Annotated in this window: 17 protein-coding genes and 1 pseudogene; 7 read left to right on the plus strand and 11 right to left on the minus strand. The window is 59.1% G+C overall.

Annotation, left to right across the window (positions count from 1 at the left end; genetic code table 11):
* Window positions 1–35: 35 nt before the first annotated feature.
* On the plus strand, window positions 36–734 hold the full coding sequence (locus L0U80_RS29900; RefSeq protein ID WP_233874748.1) for a hypothetical protein: 699 nt from the start codon (window positions 36–38) through the stop codon (window positions 732–734).
* A gap of 70 nt (window positions 735–804) precedes the next feature.
* On the opposite strand, the gene L0U80_RS29905 is transcribed toward L0U80_RS29900, so the two are convergent.
* The 3 genes from L0U80_RS29905 to L0U80_RS29915 all read right to left on the minus strand — a co-directional run bounded on the left by L0U80_RS29905 (window position 805) and on the right by L0U80_RS29915 (window position 4,330).
* Window positions 805–3,156, minus strand: a complete 2,352-nt coding sequence (locus L0U80_RS29905; protein ID WP_233874750.1) for a hypothetical protein — start codon at window positions 3,154–3,156, stop codon at window positions 805–807.
* A gap of 36 nt (window positions 3,157–3,192) precedes the next feature.
* On the minus strand, window positions 3,193–3,771 hold the full coding sequence (locus L0U80_RS29910) for a hypothetical protein (RefSeq protein ID WP_233874753.1): 579 nt from the start codon (window positions 3,769–3,771) through the stop codon (window positions 3,193–3,195).
* A gap of 64 nt (window positions 3,772–3,835) precedes the next feature.
* Window positions 3,836–4,330 carry a hypothetical protein gene (locus tag L0U80_RS29915; RefSeq protein ID WP_233874756.1) on the minus strand — a complete coding sequence of 165 codons (495 nt, stop codon included), beginning with the start codon at window positions 4,328–4,330 and terminating at the stop codon, window positions 3,836–3,838.
* Window positions 4,331–4,374: 44 nt separating this feature from the next.
* Between L0U80_RS29915 and L0U80_RS29920 the strand changes: the two genes are divergently transcribed.
* The 3 genes and pseudogenes from L0U80_RS29920 to L0U80_RS29925 all read left to right on the plus strand — a co-directional run.
* A protein-coding gene (locus L0U80_RS29920) for an IS3 family transposase (RefSeq protein ID WP_233862864.1) occupies window positions 4,375–5,462 on the plus strand; the annotation gives its coding sequence in 2 pieces (ribosomal slippage) (window positions 4,375–4,624 and window positions 4,624–5,462; 1,089 coding nt in all).
* Between the two features lie 99 nt (window positions 5,463–5,561).
* Window positions 5,562–5,684: a hypothetical protein gene (locus tag L0U80_RS31630; protein ID WP_267955018.1), complete on the plus strand. Its 123-nt coding sequence runs from the start codon at window positions 5,562–5,564 to the stop codon at window positions 5,682–5,684.
* Window positions 5,685–5,763: 79 nt separating this feature from the next.
* Window positions 5,764–5,919 (plus strand): annotated as a pseudogene (locus tag L0U80_RS29925) (transposase); the annotation flags it as partial.
* Window positions 5,920–6,518: 599 nt separating this feature from the next.
* On the opposite strand, the gene L0U80_RS29930 reads toward L0U80_RS29925, so the two are convergent.
* The 4 genes from L0U80_RS29930 to L0U80_RS29945 form a co-directional block, all read right to left on the minus strand.
* On the minus strand, window positions 6,519–7,544 hold the full coding sequence (locus L0U80_RS29930) for an IS110 family RNA-guided transposase (RefSeq protein ID WP_233874010.1): 1,026 nt from the start codon (window positions 7,542–7,544) through the stop codon (window positions 6,519–6,521).
* Window positions 7,545–7,773: 229 nt separating this feature from the next.
* Window positions 7,774–8,403, minus strand: a complete 630-nt coding sequence (locus L0U80_RS29935) for a YidX family protein (RefSeq protein WP_233874760.1) — start codon at window positions 8,401–8,403, stop codon at window positions 7,774–7,776.
* 157 nt (window positions 8,404–8,560) lie between these two features.
* Complete coding sequence (locus L0U80_RS29940; RefSeq protein ID WP_233874763.1) at window positions 8,561–9,922, minus strand: hypothetical protein; 1,362 nt, start codon at window positions 9,920–9,922, stop codon at window positions 8,561–8,563.
* A gap of 158 nt (window positions 9,923–10,080) precedes the next feature.
* The gene (locus L0U80_RS29945; RefSeq protein WP_233874766.1) at window positions 10,081–10,464 is read right to left on the minus strand and encodes a surface-adhesin E family protein; all 384 of its coding nucleotides are present in this window, start codon (window positions 10,462–10,464) and stop codon (window positions 10,081–10,083) included.
* A 63-nt stretch (window positions 10,465–10,527) separates the two neighbouring features.
* On the opposite strand from L0U80_RS29945, the gene L0U80_RS29950 reads away from it, so the two are divergent.
* Together L0U80_RS29950 and L0U80_RS29955 are read left to right on the plus strand one after the other, a co-directional pair.
* The gene (locus L0U80_RS29950) at window positions 10,528–10,797 is read left to right on the plus strand and encodes a hypothetical protein (protein ID WP_233874770.1); all 270 of its coding nucleotides are present in this window, start codon (window positions 10,528–10,530) and stop codon (window positions 10,795–10,797) included.
* Between the two features lie 1,198 nt (window positions 10,798–11,995).
* Window positions 11,996–14,158 carry a WD40 repeat domain-containing protein gene (locus L0U80_RS29955; RefSeq protein WP_233874773.1) on the plus strand — a complete coding sequence of 721 codons (2,163 nt, stop codon included), beginning with the start codon at window positions 11,996–11,998 and terminating at the stop codon, window positions 14,156–14,158.
* Between the two features lie 62 nt (window positions 14,159–14,220).
* On the opposite strand, the gene L0U80_RS29960 is transcribed toward L0U80_RS29955, so the two are convergent.
* Window positions 14,221–15,441 carry an ISL3 family transposase gene (locus L0U80_RS29960; protein WP_233865920.1) on the minus strand — a complete coding sequence of 407 codons (1,221 nt, stop codon included), beginning with the start codon at window positions 15,439–15,441 and terminating at the stop codon, window positions 14,221–14,223.
* 72 nt (window positions 15,442–15,513) lie between these two features.
* On the opposite strand from L0U80_RS29960, the gene L0U80_RS29965 reads away from it, so the two are divergent.
* Window positions 15,514–15,891 carry a hypothetical protein gene (locus L0U80_RS29965; RefSeq protein WP_233874777.1) on the plus strand — a complete coding sequence of 126 codons (378 nt, stop codon included), beginning with the start codon at window positions 15,514–15,516 and terminating at the stop codon, window positions 15,889–15,891.
* Between the two features lie 337 nt (window positions 15,892–16,228).
* Here L0U80_RS29965 and L0U80_RS29970 read toward each other — a convergent pair whose 3' ends face one another.
* The 3 genes from L0U80_RS29970 to L0U80_RS29980 form a co-directional block, all read right to left on the minus strand.
* Window positions 16,229–16,807: a DUF4349 domain-containing protein gene (locus tag L0U80_RS29970; RefSeq protein WP_233874779.1), complete on the minus strand. Its 579-nt coding sequence runs from the start codon at window positions 16,805–16,807 to the stop codon at window positions 16,229–16,231.
* Window positions 16,808–16,849: 42 nt separating this feature from the next.
* On the minus strand, window positions 16,850–17,263 hold the full coding sequence (locus tag L0U80_RS29975; protein ID WP_373322338.1) for a carboxymuconolactone decarboxylase family protein: 414 nt from the start codon (window positions 17,261–17,263) through the stop codon (window positions 16,850–16,852).
* Window positions 17,264–17,448: 185 nt separating this feature from the next.
* Window positions 17,449–17,667, minus strand: a complete 219-nt coding sequence (locus L0U80_RS29980) for an HP1242/YdcH family protein (protein ID WP_233874781.1) — start codon at window positions 17,665–17,667, stop codon at window positions 17,449–17,451.
* Window positions 17,668–17,709 lie beyond the last annotated feature (42 nt).

Genomic DNA, 17,709 nt, shown 5'->3' on the forward strand with positions numbered 1-17,709 from the left:
TTTGCGGTCCGTCGCAGTCGATGGAGATTGCGCGAGTGAATCTCGCGTCGCTTTTTAAAACACGGTCGGCATGGCAGTTCGTTGCTACCCAGGGGCCTGAGACAGAGGACTATGGCGGCAATCCAGCGCCGGGCAAGCTGCATCTGTGCCTTCAGAATACTCCTGCTGGCCAGTGTCTGGAAGACATAACGCAGGCGCCGCCCGACACTGGCGGCTCGAACGACGGCTGGGAGCCTCATTACCTCCAGATCGCGCAGGCGATCTATCCGCAGGGACATTCGGCAGCACCGCTTTTCAAGATAGTAACGGCCAGCCTGGCTGCCGGTAATGGCGATCAGGTGGTTGTCACGCAATTGCTGGACTATAAACCGGCGAGCGACACCTTCGAGCGCGTCTACGTACACTCCACTGGTACAAACAACAATCAGGAGGTCCGGTTCATTTCCAGCGGACCTCTCGCGGGCAGCATTGTTTCCTCAGAGCCGACCAGAGATGCCCCGTATGCCTACTGGATTCAGGTAGACAGCTTTACGTCGAACCGTGCTTACCGGCAAGTACTCCGATATCGCAGTGCAACTCGCTACAACGACGGAAATTCTCTGGCCGTGATTGACTCGGAGATGCCAAATATCGGACAGCATCTGGGTTTCTGGCGGCCGGGCATGCCTTTGCCTCTTCCCGAAAAGGCGTGTCCGAAGCCACGACTGGTCCACACGGAACTGTGGTGCAACTGATCCGGGGGGGCTGGTAATCAGCCCTGGCGCCTGGGCTTCGCCCCCGTGCAGTTGAGAATAGTCCGGTTGCCTATCTCGTTGTCACGCTGTACGACACGAACGACACCACCACGTTCTCCTTCACGCTGAGCGTGCCGTCGGCATTGGCTACCAGTTGCCGCGCGATGCCGAGCTGTGTGGAGCGATCGACGAGCGTCACCGCGCTCAGGTTCAGCGTGCCACCCAGACCCGAGGCGACAAAGCTGATCACGTCGTTGCCGTAGACCTCGCTCAGCGCCGCGGTGATCGCCGACATCGAGACCACGTCGTTCTGCAACTGCGTGTTGATCGTCGAGATTGTGATCGTCTGCAGCTGCTGCTTCAGGTCGTCGTTGTCGAACACCGTGGCGGCGACTAGGCACGTGACCTGGAAGCTCTGGGCAGCATCGATGTTGTAGAGGATGCTGTCGGGCCCCCACACCTGCACGCTGCCCATATTCGCGACCGGATAGTAGTAGAGCGATGTGTTCTCCAGCAGGTTGTCGTTGAAGGTCTCGAACTCCCCTGTCAACCACCCCACCACCGTATCGACGAGTTGCCCGACATAGGCCGGTGCCACCGAATCGGTCGCGAAGCGGTACACCGCGTCGATCATCATGATGTCCAGTTCCTGGCTCACCCCGCGCGGATTCACCGGCACCGGATTGCCGTTGATGAGGATCACATCGCCCACCTTGAACTGGTAGCTGGGCGTGCCGTCGGCGTTCAGCACCGGATCCCCCTTGTAGTGCAGGATCGTGAACCGGGGCTCGCCGTCGACGATGGTGATCGCGCTGCCCGTTTCCGGGTCAATCTCGTAAACATCGTCCTGGTAGTAGTACGGAATGTTGACCTGATAGGTTTGATACTGAAGGGTTGAGACCACGGTTCGGCAATGTGCCCAGAGCGTGTCCAGATACTGGCCGAACCTGATGACCAGTTGTTCGTTGGTGATCCCGACTGTCCCCTGCGGCACGAGGAAGGTACCCACCACACTGTCCACGGCCGCCTTCTGCCACGCTGGAGACATCGCGGCACTCGTTGAATAGATGACGTCGAACGTGGTGGTCAGCGGCGCCGCGGTCAGGCGCGGCGTCGTGGTGTACATCAGGAACGGTGTCAGGGACAGATTGCCGTTCGCGTCGACATTGAAGTTCGTGGACAGGTCGAATGTGAACAGGCGCTCGCCGCTGCTGGTCTTGCCGGTGAGCGCGCCCTGCAGATACGCCCGCGCGGTCTCGCCTGGCGGCACGAACGAGAGCTGGCAGAACACCTGGCTGTTGTCGAGTGCCTGATACGCAGCGCTGGAGGTGGTCGCGAGCGTGAGCTGGTAGCCGGTCGCGGTACAGGCGAGCGTGTAGGTATTCGTGCTCACCTGGAGACCCGTGCTGTCGTTCTCGCCCACCCAGAGCTTCGTGACGACTGCGGGACTGTCGAGCCGGTATGCTCGCCAGGCAACTTCGTTGGCCGTGAGGTCGAGCACGTAGTAGAACGGACTGTAGAGATACCTGCCGCCCGTGATCGCAAGTGCCTTGCTGCCCGGTGACATGGCGGCGAGCTGGCTGACGATGCTGTCGCTGACCATCGACACGACGCCATTGCTGTTCTGGTAGAGCGCGGCGGGTGTGACAGTGATGCTGGTGCCGTTGTCGATCACCGCGCTGTTCTGCACCGCGTCGGCGACCGACAGCGTCACGGTCTCGATCGTGCTCGTGGCGGCCGTAATCAGGTCCGTATTGGCCGGTTGCGGCATCGGGGCGGTGGCGAGAAACACCCGGTCGGTGATGTTGTCGATGTTCTTGACGACGCCGAAGCCCTGCTGGCCGAGGACATCCTCGATCTGGGCCTGTGTGATCGGGATCGACTGCGGGCCCACCGAGTTGTCGATCACCTGCTGCCGCAATGTCAGGAAGTCGACCGCATTGGTGCCACCGAGCACCACCTGATCCGAGTAGACGATCAGCGCCGAGAAGGTCGACATCGGTGCGGTGAAGATCGTCTCGTCATGTTTGTCGATCGCGAGGAACGTCGCACTGAACGCGTTCGCCGCGTAGTTCGACAGGTTCATGTTCAGCGGCCCCTTCGTCTCGTAGAGGTCCACGCGGATGTTCTGGTTGAGCAACCCGGTGCTCGTATAGACCTGGGGAATCGCAATCGTTGCCTGACTGGCACCGGTCTGGGTACTGGTCGCGAGCGTGACGACGGCCGTTGGGGTGAGCGGATCGTAGATTTCGGTGGAATACGTGACCTCGATTTCCACCCACAGGTTCGTGGATGGATCCTGCGCATAGACACGGCAGTAGTAGAACTGGTCGCTGATGGGGATCGTGAGCGCAAACGCCCGCGATGGCGTGCAGGGTCCCGTGCGGGAGATGATATCGAATTGCTGGACTTCAAACTCCATGTAGATCCAGAGCTTGTCCCTGGCCTGCCGGTACTCCTAGGTGACGAGGTTCGTCGAGAGCGTCTGCAGTGGCGATACGGTCGTGGTGTCGTAGGTGATGGACAGTTCCCGATGCGCCATCTGCTCGATCACAACCGGATACTGGAGGCTGAACTGCACGCCGCCCACGACGAAGTACGTGTTGCGCGGGATGACGAGCTTGCCCAGTCCCGTGGCGGGGTCGGTGACGAGCCTGGCGAGCAGCTCGGTCTCGTCGACGATCATCGACCAGGTGGTTACCGCGGGCGTGGCGAAGCGGTTCACATAGTCCACATCGGACATGTGCGTGTACAGCTCGCTCATGAGCTGGGCTGCGACCGGATACTGCTTGCGGTTGAGCGCCAGGACCTTCTGCAGGAAGGCCGCGACGTTCACCGCGCCGGTTTCGATCGCGTGCACGTAGGGGTTGCTCGGGTCGACGATGGTGACCGCGCTACCCGTGACCTCGGCCAGATAGTTGAAGTTGACCTGGGCGATCAGCGCCGGGTTGTACTGGTACAGCAGGATGTTCTGGATGAGGTCGTTAATCGTCGGGCTGCCGGAGGGCACCGACTGGATCGAAAGGCTGCTGGACATCGTGCCCTCGCGTGTTTGATGTGCTGCCTGATGTGCGGCATTTCAGGTGGGGTGTTTCAGGGTTTCAGGCACTGGCGCCGGCGCCAAAGTCGAGCTGGCCGAGGGTGTTCACGCTGAGCGCCGGTGTGGTGTTGCCCGAAGGCTCACCGCTCTGGTTCTGGCCGGTCGGGAAAAGCGGTGTGGCGAGCTGGTTCTGCAGGTTCGTGAGCCACGTGACGAGCTGCTGGTAGAGCTGGTTGTCGACCCACCATTCGAGCTCCCACGTATCCGGGTTGATCCACGGATAGCCCTGGTGGTTAAAGAGCTGCAGCGCCCCCATGGGCACCTTCGTGCAGGAGACGGTGCGCAGCCCGTCGGCCATGGCGGGATTGAAGAGCGCCACGGTCATGTTGAACGTGTAGAGCAGGATCGGGTCCTGATAGATCGCGCCCACGCAGTGCATCGGAATGTTGATCTGCTCGTGCGACTGGTTGATCGGGCTCTGGCTGTCGTAGTTGAAGGCGGCGCCGTTGGCTGGTGAATACGGAAACGCCGCACGGTAATGCCCCCGCAAATCCATCGTCGGGAGAAGTAGAATTTTCTCGTTAAGAGGGAGTTCTGCAGATGAAGAAGTCGAGATTCACGGACAGCCAGATACTGGAGGCGCTCAAGCGCGCGGAGGCCGGACTGGCGGTGCCGGAGCTGTGCCGGGAGCTGGGCATCAGTTCGGCGACGTTTTATAAATGGCGCTCGAAGTACGGCGGCATGGACGCGTCGATGATGTCGCGCATGAAGGAACTGGAGGCGGAGAATGCCCGGCTTCGCAAGATGTACATCGAGGAGAAGCTCAAGGCTGAGATTGCCTCGGAGGCACTGCAAAAAAAGTTCTGAAGCCATCTCGTCGGCGCGAGATGGCAAAGCGGGTTGTGCAACAGCGGCGCGTGTCAATTCGTGTGGCGTGCGCGGCGTTTGGCATCAGCGAGTCGTGCTACCGGTACGAGGCGAAGTTGAACACGGAGAACGAAGAGATTGCCAACTGGCTGCTGCGTATCACGGGTTGCCATCGCAACTGGGGTTTTCTGCTGTGCTACTTCTACCTGCGTAACGTGAAGGGATTCGGCTGGAACCATAAGCGCATTTACCGGATTTACCGCGAGCTGGAGCTGAACCTGCGCATCAAGCCGAAAAAGCGGCTGGTGCGGGAAACGCCGCAGCCGCTATCGGTACCGGAGGCCATCAATGAAGTGTGGTCGATGGACTTCATGCATGACCAGCTGGTTGACGGGCGCAGTATCCGGACGCTGAACGTGATTGATGATTTCAACCGCGAGGCGCTGGGCATCGAGGTGGATTTCTCGTTGCCATCCGAGCGGGTGATTCGCACGCTGAAGCAGCATATGGAATGGCGAGGCAAGCCGAAGGTCATCCGGTGCGACAACGGCCCGGAATATCTGAGCGCGGCCATCGTGACGTGGACGCAGAAGCAAGGCATCCGGTTGGAATACATCGAGCCGGGCAAGCCGCAGCAGAATGCGTATATCGAACGGTTCAACCGGACTGCTCGGTACGAATGGTTGTCGCAGTATCTGTGGGAAGACCTGGAGCAGGTTCGCGAAGCGGCGGCCGACTGGATGTGGATTTACAATCACGAGCGCCCGAATATGGCATTGGGCGGTTTTACCCCGAAGCAGCGGCTGGCCATGGCCGCTTAGTTTCTACTTCTGCCCACCGTGGAAAACGGGGGCATTACCGCACCACAGGCGGCGATCTTCTGCACCTTCGTCTTCGTGACATCGAGCACGAGCCGGTAGATGCGCGTCTGGTATGCGATCCGCACGATGCGCATGATGCTCGACCTCGTGGAAGCGTACCTCAAGCCGCTAGGCACGAAGGCGCAGGAGCCAACGCCAGCGGCCCAGCCGCAGGCCGCCTGAAGCGCGAAGTCTGGACTGTCCAGGGGAGAGCTTCGGTTATTCCCTTTTATGGAGCGGCCAGCCTTTCGTAGACACCTTTATGCCATCGTTTCTGGCAACCGAAGGGGACCATGTGAGCAGCACCCGGTCCACGGGTGAGTTCAAGATTGAGGCAGTCAAGCAGGTGACTGAGCGCGGTCATCCGGTAGCGGATGTGGCGCTATTGGGTGTTACGACGCACAGCCTGTATGCCTGGAAGGCGAAGCAGGTCAGATCCGAAGTTCCTAACACGCTACAAGGGCTTCCCCGTTGAGCGCAAGCTCAATCGAGGTTCTCTGTTGATACATGCCGCAATGCCGCGCTAGTGCATGTGAGAAGGTGAAGGACTGCGGTTCTACAACCGGTCGTGTTGGGCCAATGGCCCGGACCCTGATGAAAGACGCGCGCAGGGGCCTCATTTGTATTAGCCGGTACACGACCGGACAGACAGTGCAGAGTCCGATGGTGTTCATCCCGGCATAACCCATGATTTCCATAACCGAATGGCCATCAAACCTGTGCCTTCAGCACACCGCTACGCGGCTACGGGCTTGACAGCCTTTCGGTTATGGAAAGGTGGTGTCCATGCCGAAATGGGCCAGAGTGCATCGGACATTGTCTGTCGAGTCAAATCCGGCTGACTACACCTCATTCTCTAGCTGGGAATGGATATCCCCGCCGTGTTAGCCAGGTACGCCCTGCGCGGGTCCAACCCGCTTCACATCACCGCTGGCAGTGCAAAGTGATCGTTTTCAGGTGCTCATGATGTCCGTGCTCAAGTCCAGGCGTCGGTTGATTGACAGGCTCGAATCGAACTCACTCTGCCGCAAGTTCGAGCTTGAAGTTCTCGCCATATTTCAATGAGGCCCACGCCAATCTCGCGTTCTTTGCGGCAATCGCGATGGCGGCCCGCCAGTAGCCGCGGCGCTCGACCAGGGTTCGGACCCACCGGCTGAAGCGGTCCTGTTTCTCGCCGAGACTGGCAATAACGGCGCGGGCGCCGTTGACCAGCAGGCCACGCAGATAGGCGTCGCCTGCCTTCGTGATACTGCCCAGCCGCGCCTTGCCGCCACTGCTGTATTGACCGGGCGTGAGTCCGATCCACGCGGCTACCTGTCGGCCGTTTCTGAAGTCGTGCCCGGCACCGATACTGGCGAGCAACGCACTGGCCGTGGTTGGGCCGATGCCGCGCAACTGCATCAGCCTCCTGCTGCGCGCATCCTCACGCGCGATCTCGCTGATCGCACGGTCGTAGTCGAGCAGGCGATCCTCGATATGGCCGGCGTGCTCAAGCAGATCGCTGATGCTACGCTTCGCCCAGCCTGGCAATGTGTCCAGATGTTCCGTGATGTACCTGCGCAACTTCTCCGGACTCTGTGGCAGCACTACACCGAATTCCGAGAGCAGGCCTCGCAACCGGTTGTAGGTCGCTGTCCTCTCTTCGACGAAGCCTTGTCGTGTCCGATGCAGGCAAAGCGTTGCCTGCTGATGTTCGTCCTTCAGCGGCACGAAACGCATGCTCGGGCGCGTCACCGCTTCGCAGATCGCAGCAGCATCCGCCGCGTCGTTCTTGCCGCGCTTGCCCGACATGCGATAAGGCGCGACAAGATCGGGCGCCATGAGCTTGACCGTATGGCCGTGCTGCTGGAACAGGCGTGCCCAGTGATGCGCACCGGAGCAGGCCTCCATGCCGATGAGGCACGCTGGCAACTGCGCAATCAACGTCGCCAGCTGATCGCGCGGAACACGTGGCTTGATGAGCATTGCTTTACCGGTTTCGTCCACGCCGTGAACGGCGAATACATTCTTGGCAAGATCGATTCCGATAGTGACAATAGGCATGGACTTCCCCTCTCGCTGGTGTCGATGAACGTTCGCAACTTCATCCTGGCACATTGATGCCGACTCGCGGCTTCCGCCGCAGCCTCGGGACGGGGAAGTCCCTTTCATTCTCTAGGAGTCGCTAACACAACCTGGACACGAGGCCATGAAAGCCATGTTCTGGCGGCCCGGCAGGAGCTGCGAGCAGGGCTGCGGATGTTAGTCGCGTTGCTTTCCCTGGCGGCTGCCGTTATCTGTTCACGCTCTTGCCTATGTCATGTATTAGAACCGGCAGTAACGGAAGCGAAAGAATCATCAGTACACCGTCGGCCGCCACTGTCACCGGGGTTAGTAACACCAGAGCCCTCTTGCCTCCTCGAGGAAGCTCTTCCTTCACATTGACGATATACGGAGTATTAAGATGTTTCTGGTCGCCTGCGCCCTGAAATGAGCCCGCCTGGTAGCGTTTTCCAGACAGATTCAGGTTACGCCACATTTTTTTGCCAGCAGTTCGAAAGTCATATTGACTAGCAATTATTGCGTCTTTCTCGCCGATGTTGTCGAGTTCCAGGCGCACGAATCCAGTCACTGCTCCGTTGGTAGAAACCGAGAATGAATTAAACGTCGCGGTAAGGTCTTTGTGCAGCGGAGAATCGAGCAATTGTGCGAAGTGCTCGGGTGCATCAAAAATGTAGTGATAGTCTTCTCCGATGAAAACGAGATTTTTTCCATCTGCTGAGATGAGAATCTGGCTGACGGTTTCCGTATAGGTCCGATACTCAGGTCTATCGATGTTTTCGTATAAGCCATGAGTCAAGCATCCTGAGATAGACCCAATGGCGATAGCTGACGAAGCACAAATGAAAATTCTGCGATTCATGTTGACCTCAAGAAATGGTTTGAATAAATCTCGATGAAATGTTAAATTTTTCATCATCGTATTAGCTGGACAGCCATGGCAGGCTAGCCAGATAGACGGATCGCCTCTGAGAGTATTTAACGCTCCCGCTATAACGAAGATTGCTGCAGACTAGTCGTCAGCACTTTTCTCCCGGATGGGCTTCCAGCCATTTTATGGCCGCCGGTTCTCGATATTCCTGGGCCGATCTGCAGTAGAAGAATTTTGCCCGCGCCAGTTCGATACGCGTGTAAACAGGCCCCGCCTCGATCATTTGCGCGACACGCAGTGTGATCTTTCCGGGTGGAAGGGTATCACTGGGATAACTTAAGGCTAGCCAGTAGGCCTCAAACGCTTCTTTGGGATCGGGTGGGTGATGCGGAGTACCGGTATCAAGCAGGTAGGCCAAAGCTCCCAATGCGTCCGGGGTAAGATCGAATTGAGCATAGTTGAGCCACGTAAATGCCTTGTCGCGATCCGCTGGAACACCTTGGCTACCGGGGCATCCTTTGTAGTAAATCAAGCCAATCATGCTGCGCATGCGACCAACGATTCTGCCTCGATCAATGCCGTCGCGTATGTGACTCGCCAATTCATCGGGAAAACCCTTCGCATGATCCGTCAATTGCTTCAGCGCTTCCGGGCAGTTCGCTGTAAGCCCATGGCCGCCCTGCCTAAGCAGATCCGCACTTTCAAGCAAGGCGTATTCGCGGGCCTCGGAAAAATTGCGGAGATTGCCTTTAAAGGAGCTCGCCGCGATCAGCGACATCAACTGGTGATATTCCTGATAGGCAAGCTGCCAATCCGGCGAACCGGTACTGCCACCAGTAACGTTGTTACGTGCTAGCTGCCCCAACGCATCCGCAACCGCGCCATGTTCCTGGGTGACAAATTGCTCTTGCTGTGAAGCGGGCACTGCATTGTTGCCAACGTAGACAGCGTTGATGTCACCGCCAATGATTTCCACGGCGGGAGCTGCCACTTTGGCATAAAGCGTATTTGCCAATTCCGGATCGGAGGGGAAAGCGCGGCTCACCCATTTGTTATCGTTTTCTGTACCGGGTCGCAGAATAATTTCCCCCTCCCCTCCAAACCAGAAAATTTTCGTTGGCCGCGAGTAGAACCCTGCCAACTGAAGGGAAGCCCACGGATCGCCCTTTGACGACAATTGCTGGAGAAACGATCGCAGCAATTTCGGATCGGGCTTGACCAGAAAAACTGGATGAGTACCCGCATAAGCCCCCCCTCCGGACTCGATATCGAAGTAGAAAAAATTCCTTTTTCTGTAGCCCACGCCCGCCGTGTATATTTCCGCGAGGGTCATGGCCGCGGCGTAATCTCCTGCATCTGATTTCGCCTTGAGTTCCGGGATCTTCTTTGCGTATTGCTCGGCAGCATTCTTGCTATCAAATAGGTGAGCGGCGGCCATGCCGCTGTACGACAGCGCCCCCAGACAAGAGAGTGCGGCGATGGCTCGAACGAGACTGTGACGAAATCTCATGGCGACTTTCAGGGGTGTCGTTGCACAAATCCGGGTAGCAGAAAAGAGAAAATCTTAAGGCCATTGCCGCTTACATCGGACGGCGTTTTTCGTGCTCGCACAACAAATCGTTGACAGGAGTGTCATGTCACGCCAGCATAGACAGGCCTGTTTCTCCGCTACGACGTACACACCGCTTTCATTACGAGTTCGTTGAACGATCCCCGCACGACTTTCGTCATCGGCGTGGGCGCGGACTCTCCATTGACCGCGTGCAGGGCGTGGTGGATTTCCCGCTCGATGCCGGCCATCTGCCGTGCGCAGTCCACCACATGAAATGCCGTGATATTGACCGTGTTTGCGCCGGTCTGTTCATGCAGCGGAACGAAAAAGTCGTAACGCGCCCACACCCCGCGCGTATTGCCGTCCTTCACAACCGAATCCGTGTCAACGGAGATCACTGAATTCGCGTCCTTGGCAAGGGGTTTCCAGGTGGCCGCTACCGCAGGCAGCGCACAGGCGAGCAGGACGCATGCAACAGTCAGGAAGAGATAGCGAAACATGTTGGCTAGCTTCTGGCAATCAGTGCACTCGGCCATTAGACGCTATCACCATCGGCGCCCCTGGTGATTGATGAATGCCAGAGTGCGGCATCAGGCTGTCCGCTGTGGCTGTCAGCCTTGCGCAACATCAGGTTTTTCCGTCATACATCGGCCGCAGGTGATGGCATCACGCTGACGCTGCGTCGTACCGCTTCCTTCTATTCTTGGTACCGTGTTCGCTATCCTGAAAAAATGGCTGGCCTATACGCCGTGTCGTTGCAAGCGACGTCGGCATCAGCGGCTGTCGCAATTCTTGTCGGCATGCAGCTAGTTTGGCCTGCCGTTCAAATCTGACACGGGGAATTGCATTCAGTGTCTCAAGGGCCACCGAATCGTGGTGATTTGCTCCTGTTACTGTGATCGCCGAATGCGGCATGCCTCACACGCCAGCAGCCCGCCAGTTTTGCAGAAGCCGCCGGCATGTCATGCCGCTACCGGACCCGAGTGGTGGGGGTGAGTCTTTCCACGGCATGCAGGTGTACAGGGCACGCAAAATGGCTTTGATGCATTCCTGTCGTCAACCGATCATGGGGACCGGCCCCTGGGTGAATAGGCGGCGGTGGCGAAAAAACGGTCCCGGTACCGTCCAGACCCCGGTGCTCATTTGTCATCGCGCCAACCCGCCGGGATGCGGTGTTCACGCATCGCTGTTCAAGTTCTGTTAGCGATTCCTAAAAAGGTTTCGTACGCCATTGACCGCCAAATTACAGACGGGTCGTTGCGGAATATGTGGACTCCTCACCCCGCCATATTTCCGGGCAAGCCCGGTTTCACCCGCAGAAAATAATAGTTTTCCGATGCGAATTGCAGACGACATCGGATTCCACCTGCAGGCCGTTGCGATCATTTGTCGTCGAGCTTGATAAAGCGGGGAGCTATTCCAGTTTTCTCCACACGTGGAAAAATTCACGACCGTCTCCCTCAACAGCCAGCCGCTTGAATGGCGCTACCAAGGAACCCGATTCCACACGGATTTGCGGGAAGATAGCCGCGCAGCGCTCGGGCGCGTTGACGCGATGCGCCGATTTTTCGAAGGACGCGATATCTGGCCCGTATTCGAGGATTATTTTCGTCGTCCTTGCGTATTTCGATTAGCAGCACGGCCAGTCGAGGCAGCATGCCACGCAGTGCAATGTAAACAGCCTTGTCTATCGTCAATGGTCTGTAGGTCCTGTGCCCGTAAGCTATCGCCATGGAATTTCGCGCGAGAGCCGTCCCTGCCGACTCGGCGCACCGGAAGCGTAGATCCTCGCCCGCGACGAGATACTTCGCAAGCGCAATATGGTTGTGCGTAAACACCATGCACAGTTACCGAACTGCAGAAACAACTCCCGTCTTGGGCCATTTAGATCGAGCGCCAGTCGCTCACCATCGCGAAGCGGCGCCTCATGTATTTCGGTCGCACGAGCAGACTGTCCAGCCTGGCGTGATCGCGACAGCCTGCCGCTGTGCGTGCCATTCGTTTTTCGGCGGACACCGGCGAGGAAGCCGGATGATCAGGCGGATCGTGAGCATTGCAGTGGGTCTGCTGGCAACGGGCGCGATGGCAACGGCGCCGGAGACGACTGTCGAGGGAACGGGCTGGCGCATCGAATCCGCGGCTGCGTTCTCCAAGTATGCGACGGTGGCTGCCAGGCGAAAGGAACAGATCCTGGTGTGGGATGGCGCGAAGGGTGTGCAGACCGCCCGCTCGGTCGTGCTGCTGGTCGGGGCGCCTTATGGCGAAGTGCAGCCCATCGTACAGCAAGCGTTGGGCCCGTTCGGCAAGTTCACCACCGAAGTACGAAACAAGCCGCTGGCCTACCTGCCGGACGACTGGAACGCAGTTCTGCTGTCACGCCGCGCTGATCTGCGCAACGCACTGGTGGAACGTTTTACCTTGCCCCGCTTACAGCAGGCGGTCGCGCAGGGTGCGCTTACGCCGTCCGAAATCGAGCCTTGGCTCGCCCGGGCGCGTGCGCGCCTGGATCCCATACCGCTAAATCGCGACACATCCGTACCGGCAGACCGGTACAACCTCGATCCCTTCCGCGTCATTTACCCTTATTGGTCCGCGACGCAACACCTCAAATACGGTCTTTTCGGCAAACAGGAGAGCACGCTATCTATCGACATATCTGACGTCACTGCCATGTTTGCGCATCCGGCCACCGCAGTACAAATACGTCGTGAGGATCGCTACGCCAACCCGAACTATCACCCATTAACCAGTCTCTTTACCGACGACTTCAACTTCCTGAGTACTACTGGGCCGAGCGCTACCTTGAGCGACGTCATTGTGCCGGCACCGGTTTTCGTGGCCGTTCGCGACGCACTGGCAGGCCTGCCTGGCCAGGTGGAGATCGCGCGCTCGCCCAGGGCTTGGGTGCAGCCCGTGCCCCGGACCACCGCTACGCCCACTCTGGCGCTGGTTGCGCCAGCCCGCAATGTCCCCATCATCAAGGCGCAGGCGATTCGCTGGGATGCGCTGGTCACGGATCAACGCCCCGCGCTCTATCCCCACGACCTGCTAGCCTTGCCCGACGGCGACCTGCTGTTCAGTTCTCAAGTGCTGGACGACAGCGGCTGGTCGCAACGCGTGTGGCGGCTGCATCAGGCCAACGGCGACTGGAAGGCGGAAGAGATCTGGCGTGGTGAGGAGGGAGCTGGCCAGCTGGCGCTCAGCGCGAACGGGCACGCCGCCTGGTTCGATGGCGCCAGCACGCGTCAGGCCACACACGAATGGTTTGCCTACGACGTGGATGCGCGCCGCCTGACCCACTACGCAATGACGCGGTCTGACGCCGATCGCGGTGACTTTGGCAGCTTACGCTGGGAACTGGCGGGCGACCAGTTGCCGGCTGTCTTCGACCACAACATTTCGCTCGGCGACAGGCAGAAAAACCCGCTCGGAAGCGTACTCCTGAGCGTGCTGCGACCGACAGCACCGCCTCCTTCAGCGCATGACGCCTGGCCGTTCGGAACCGCCTTTTTGTCCGCCCGCCAGGCGATGATGGGCGTAGACATGGAAGGCAACACGCTGATATGGCCCGTGCGCTGGCGTGACCCCAAGGTCTTCTGGGTGGAAGACCAGCCCGGCATTGCCGAGCTCGACGCTGCCAGCGGCCGCGTCCTGCGCGCGCTGGCCCTGCCCCAACGATTCGGATTCGGCGCCCCTGATCCTGACAACGCCACCGGCGTGGCGCAGGGAATGCCGACGCCGCTGGGCTCGCCGGAGGCCGGCTGGATCGCCACTGGCTTCGAATTGCGGTTGGCCGACGACGGGCACATACCCCCCTCGTTGGTTAGCGCGAGCAATGACAATGGCAGTTTCGTCGGCATGCACGTGGTCAATCTCAAGGATGGCCATGTGCTATCTGCTCTGGTGGGGCGCGGTGAGGACTTGGCGGCCGCCGCGCGTTCCGCTCATGGGCGGTTCCTGGCCCTGGGCGGCATGAAGCCCGGCAGCCCTCACGTGGTGCTTTGGGACATCGCCCAGGCACGGACACCGGTGCAGTTAGAGACCTCCTCACGAGGAGCGCTACACGCCGTGGCCTTTTCGTGGAATGGCGCAGACCTGTGGGCGCTAGGCGACCGCGAATTGCTTCACTGGTCACTGCCCGACTCGTTGCGTGATGCGGCTGCGAAGGGCAGCTTTCCGGATCAGTCCCACTGAAGCCAGCGGCAAGCCACCAATACCGACAATGACCCGGATTTTCCGGGCCGCTTTTTTCAGGTTCATCGGCGATTTCCGGGGAAGGCGGCGCGGATCTTCAGGAAGAAGTATTCCTCGTCGCGGTACCCGTAAGCTCGACGCTTGATGACCTTGATGGTGTTGTTGATGCCCTCGACCACACTGGTGTTCAGCGGGTGGCGACAGCGCGCCAGGATGCCGTGCCAGTAGCCCTGCAGCCGCTGGGCGAACAGCTGCAGGGCAGGGATTCCGCTTTGATTTGCCTGCTCGATCCACTGCTCCCAGGCCTTTTGGGCCCAGGCGGGTTTGCGGTAGAACCAGAGTCGTTTCAGTTCGTCGCGCAGCACGTACACGCATAACAACGGCTGATTGGCGGCCAGCAGTTCCTTCAGGTGCACCGACTGCTCAGGTTTCAGGTTATGGCGGTTGCGCGGCAGCAGCCAGCGGCTGGACTTCAGGACCTTGCGGGCGGGCCGGTCGTGGCGAAGCTGGTTGGCCTGATCGACGCGCACCCGATCGATGACCTCGCGCCCGTACTTGGCGACGACGTGAAACAGGTCGTAGACGATCTCGGCCTGCGGGCAATGCGCGTTGATCTCCAGCTCATAGGCTGTCGTCATGTCGATGGCGACCGCCTCAATGCGCCCGGCCACACCCGCTGGAAGCTGTTCGAAGAACGCCCGGGCTGTTTTGCGCGAGCGCCCCGGCCCGATCCAGAGCACCTGCCGGCCGATCGGATCGACCACCACTGTGGCGTAGCGATGGCCTTTGTGGAGCGCGAACTCGTCCATCGCCAGATAGCGGATCGTCGACCAGTCTGGTTCGGCCACGCGTGCGCGCAGGCGCATCTTGTCGATCGATTTGACCGTATGCCAACCCAGATCGTAGAAGGCGGCCACCGCCTGCACGCTGGCCGCCTGCAGCAGCTTCTCGCAGGCCTTGGCAAATCGCTCGGTCACCCGCTGGTAACGGCCCAGCCAGTCCAGCTTCTCCAGTCGCGGACCACCGCACTGTTCGCACCAGACCCGCCGGCGCGGCACGTGCAGCACGACCCGGTACTCGAACAACGGCAGATCACGTACGCGTCGAACCGACGTCTCATGAATCTGCGTGCAACGCGCCCCGCACTGCTCGCAGTACATGACCTTGCTCGCCGGCTTCAGATACAGCGAGAGCGTATGGCTGTCGCCTTGCGGCCATTCCACACGTTCGAGCCGATAACCCGTCCAGCAACCCAGCGCCTGAAGTGCCTTGCGATCGAGCAACTCCACCTCCTGACCTCCATAAAGTCAGGTCAGGGTACGCAATCGCTCCCTAAAGCTCCACGGTTTTCCTCGATGAACCTTTTTTCAGGCGGCAACCGGCACTTCCGCGGCACGCTGATTCCAATGACGGGCGCTACAGAACCGCATCACTGCGGTCATCCGCGAGCGAGCCGAACATCGTGCGACCGTCGCGAAGGAATAGCCACGGAAGTCGTGGGGCGCAGGCAGGCTACGCATCATCTGCCGCGAAAAATCGGCCGAACAATTCCGGCTAAATACGGCGTCCCGCTTAAACAGGACTTCATGGCCGCGCCCACCGATATCATCCGTTTCACGCGCCTGCTGCACGCCGATGGTGAGTTTATTAGGTTCGACAGTGGGGCCGTCACGAAATGGGCGGACCCGCGCAGGAACGCTCACCGCGGCTGGCTGCTTCTACAGGACCGCTGAATCCCACCCAACATGTCGGGAGAATCCGCCGAGACGATCAGGTACAACGCGGACCGCCTTTTAGCCAAAGTGCCATACGGAAAAAGCTGTGCTTTCGATATGCATTCAATCAGTTCCAGCTGACCGCTTACGCGATTTTCCGATCAGGCGACGCCACACCCAGCGCCATGCCAGGCAGATCGGCAAGGCCAGGAACAAAAACGGTATGGCGTAGGACAACATATGAATGGCATCGGCAACCCCATCGGTCAGACGGTCTAGAGATTCCCTGAACGCCCTGCCCACACGAGCGCTGCGGGAGTCCGTGTCGCTGCCACTGAAGTGCATCTCCAGCAGATTAGTATCGATGCAGCCGCTGCTGCTGGGTGGCCTCTTTCTCCAGCGTCGCTTGCTGTGTCTGTACCTGCGCTTGCTCACGGCTCACGGCGATCAGGTCGGCAACCGCCAGATCCTTGCGCTGGGCAAGTTCACCGAGCCGCGTCGCATAGGCGTCGAGCTGTTCCCGCTGCCGCCGATTGTCCGCTACCGCTTCGCTCAGGTCTTGTGCGCTCGTCTCCCGGGACGAGATCGCTCCACCCTGCGAAGCGAGCCCCGACAGCGGCTCCACCCCCGCAGGCACTACCCGGACAGTCAGCGACGCATCGCGATCGCTCTGTTCGATTCGTAGCACATTGCACGCACCGAAACGTGCCGAATCGCAAGCCTCGCGCACCGCCGACACGCGGCCGGAAATCTGCGCCACTGGCATATTGATGCTGATGCTGTGCTCATAGGCCAGCAACGCTCCCGCCTTCGGCGTTTCTCCAGCAACAGGAGCCGATGTCGCTTCCATCGAAGTCGGTTCCAGTTTTTTCGAACAGGCTGCCAGCATCGGCAACCACACTATCATCCACATCAGCTTCCGCCACGTCGTCATATGTGCTTTCCAGCTTCTCTACAATTGTTGTGCTTACAGCGGCTAACACAACCTGGACATGAAGCCATGAAAACCATATCCTGGTGTCATGTCCAGACGAAAAATCAGCAACGAGTTATGGGCGGCGTTGGAGCCGCTGATTCTGGTATTCACGCCGTCGCCCAATGGTGGGCTGCATTTCATGGCGACTGCTACGCCAAGTGCTTCCGCAATTTGCGCTTCCGTCACTCCAAGGTCCCTAGCCTTCCTGGCATGGTTCGCGATGCAGCTATCGCACCGGGTAGTCATGGCGACAGCAAGAGCAATCAGCTCGCGAGTCATCCCATCCAGTTGGCCTGTTTGTGCACCAGCCTCGTGAAGCATTCGGTAACCGTCAATGGTTCCGGGCGAATGCTTCTTCAAAGCTGTCATGCTTTCGCCAATCCTGGGAATGAATGCCTTCCAGTCTTTGAGCATGGCATGTCCAGTAGTCAGTCTGGTTGTCTTCAGAACGTCAGAGCAGATATTGAACGATCTGGACGGCATTGTCGAAATGTCCAATTCTCACAGAATACAGCCTGTCCTTAAACGGTTCTTCCGCAAATCAGCGAAGAACCTCTATTTCGTGGTTCTGGGTTGACGGACCAGTTTGCCGCACCCGCTCAGGTTGTGGCGGCTTTGCGTAGCATCGCGTAGAGGTTGTCCTTGATCTGCAGCTTTTCCTTTTTCGAGGCTTCAATGACCAGCCAGTGTGCCGGGGTAATGCCAGCCTCCATGTTCCGGATATGGTGATCCATTCTTCTATGTTGTTCGAACAGGCGGGCGAAGTGCGCGTCTTCGTTCATCAGGCGCGAAAGCAGCTCGCGATACTCGGTAAACATTGCAGATCCTCATGCGGAAACCGTGGAACTTACAACGGATTG

The sequence above is a fragment of the Paraburkholderia adhaesiva genome, from assembly GCF_021390575.1.
Classification (GTDB): Bacteria; Pseudomonadota; Gammaproteobacteria; order Burkholderiales; family Burkholderiaceae; genus Paraburkholderia; species Paraburkholderia adhaesiva.

Excerpts from the sequence above, each read along its gene's own strand:
- L0U80_RS29970 (WP_233874779.1), bottom strand. The coding sequence starts at position 16,807 with ATGACGACGTGGCGGAAGCTGATGTGGATGATAGTGTGGTTGCCGATG.
- L0U80_RS29945 (WP_233874766.1), bottom strand. The coding sequence starts at position 10,464 with ATGTTTCGCTATCTCTTCCTGACTGTTGCATGCGTCCTGCTCGCCTGT.
- L0U80_RS29965 (WP_233874777.1), top strand. The coding sequence starts at position 15,514 with ATGAACCTTTTTTCAGGCGGCAACCGGCACTTCCGCGGCACGCTGATT.
- L0U80_RS31630 (WP_267955018.1), top strand. The coding sequence starts at position 5,562 with ATGCGCGTCTGGTATGCGATCCGCACGATGCGCATGATGCTCGACCTC.
- L0U80_RS29910 (WP_233874753.1), bottom strand. The coding sequence starts at position 3,771 with ATGTCCAGCAGCCTTTCGATCCAGTCGGTGCCCTCCGGCAGCCCGACG.
- L0U80_RS29905 (WP_233874750.1), bottom strand. The coding sequence starts at position 3,156 with ATGGAGTTTGAAGTCCAGCAATTCGATATCATCTCCCGCACGGGACCC.
- L0U80_RS29935 (WP_233874760.1), bottom strand. The coding sequence starts at position 8,403 with ATGAATCGCAGAATTTTCATTTGTGCTTCGTCAGCTATCGCCATTGGG.
- L0U80_RS29930 (WP_233874010.1), bottom strand. The coding sequence starts at position 7,544 with ATGCCTATTGTCACTATCGGAATCGATCTTGCCAAGAATGTATTCGCC.
- L0U80_RS29955 (WP_233874773.1), top strand. The coding sequence starts at position 11,996 with ATGATCAGGCGGATCGTGAGCATTGCAGTGGGTCTGCTGGCAACGGGC.
- L0U80_RS29975 (WP_373322338.1), bottom strand. The coding sequence starts at position 17,263 with ATGCTCAAAGACTGGAAGGCATTCATTCCCAGGATTGGCGAAAGCATG.
- L0U80_RS29980 (WP_233874781.1), bottom strand. The coding sequence starts at position 17,667 with ATGTTTACCGAGTATCGCGAGCTGCTTTCGCGCCTGATGAACGAAGAC.
- L0U80_RS29940 (WP_233874763.1), bottom strand. The coding sequence starts at position 9,922 with ATGAGATTTCGTCACAGTCTCGTTCGAGCCATCGCCGCACTCTCTTGT.
- L0U80_RS29915 (WP_233874756.1), bottom strand. The coding sequence starts at position 4,330 with ATGGATTTGCGGGGGCATTACCGTGCGGCGTTTCCGTATTCACCAGCC.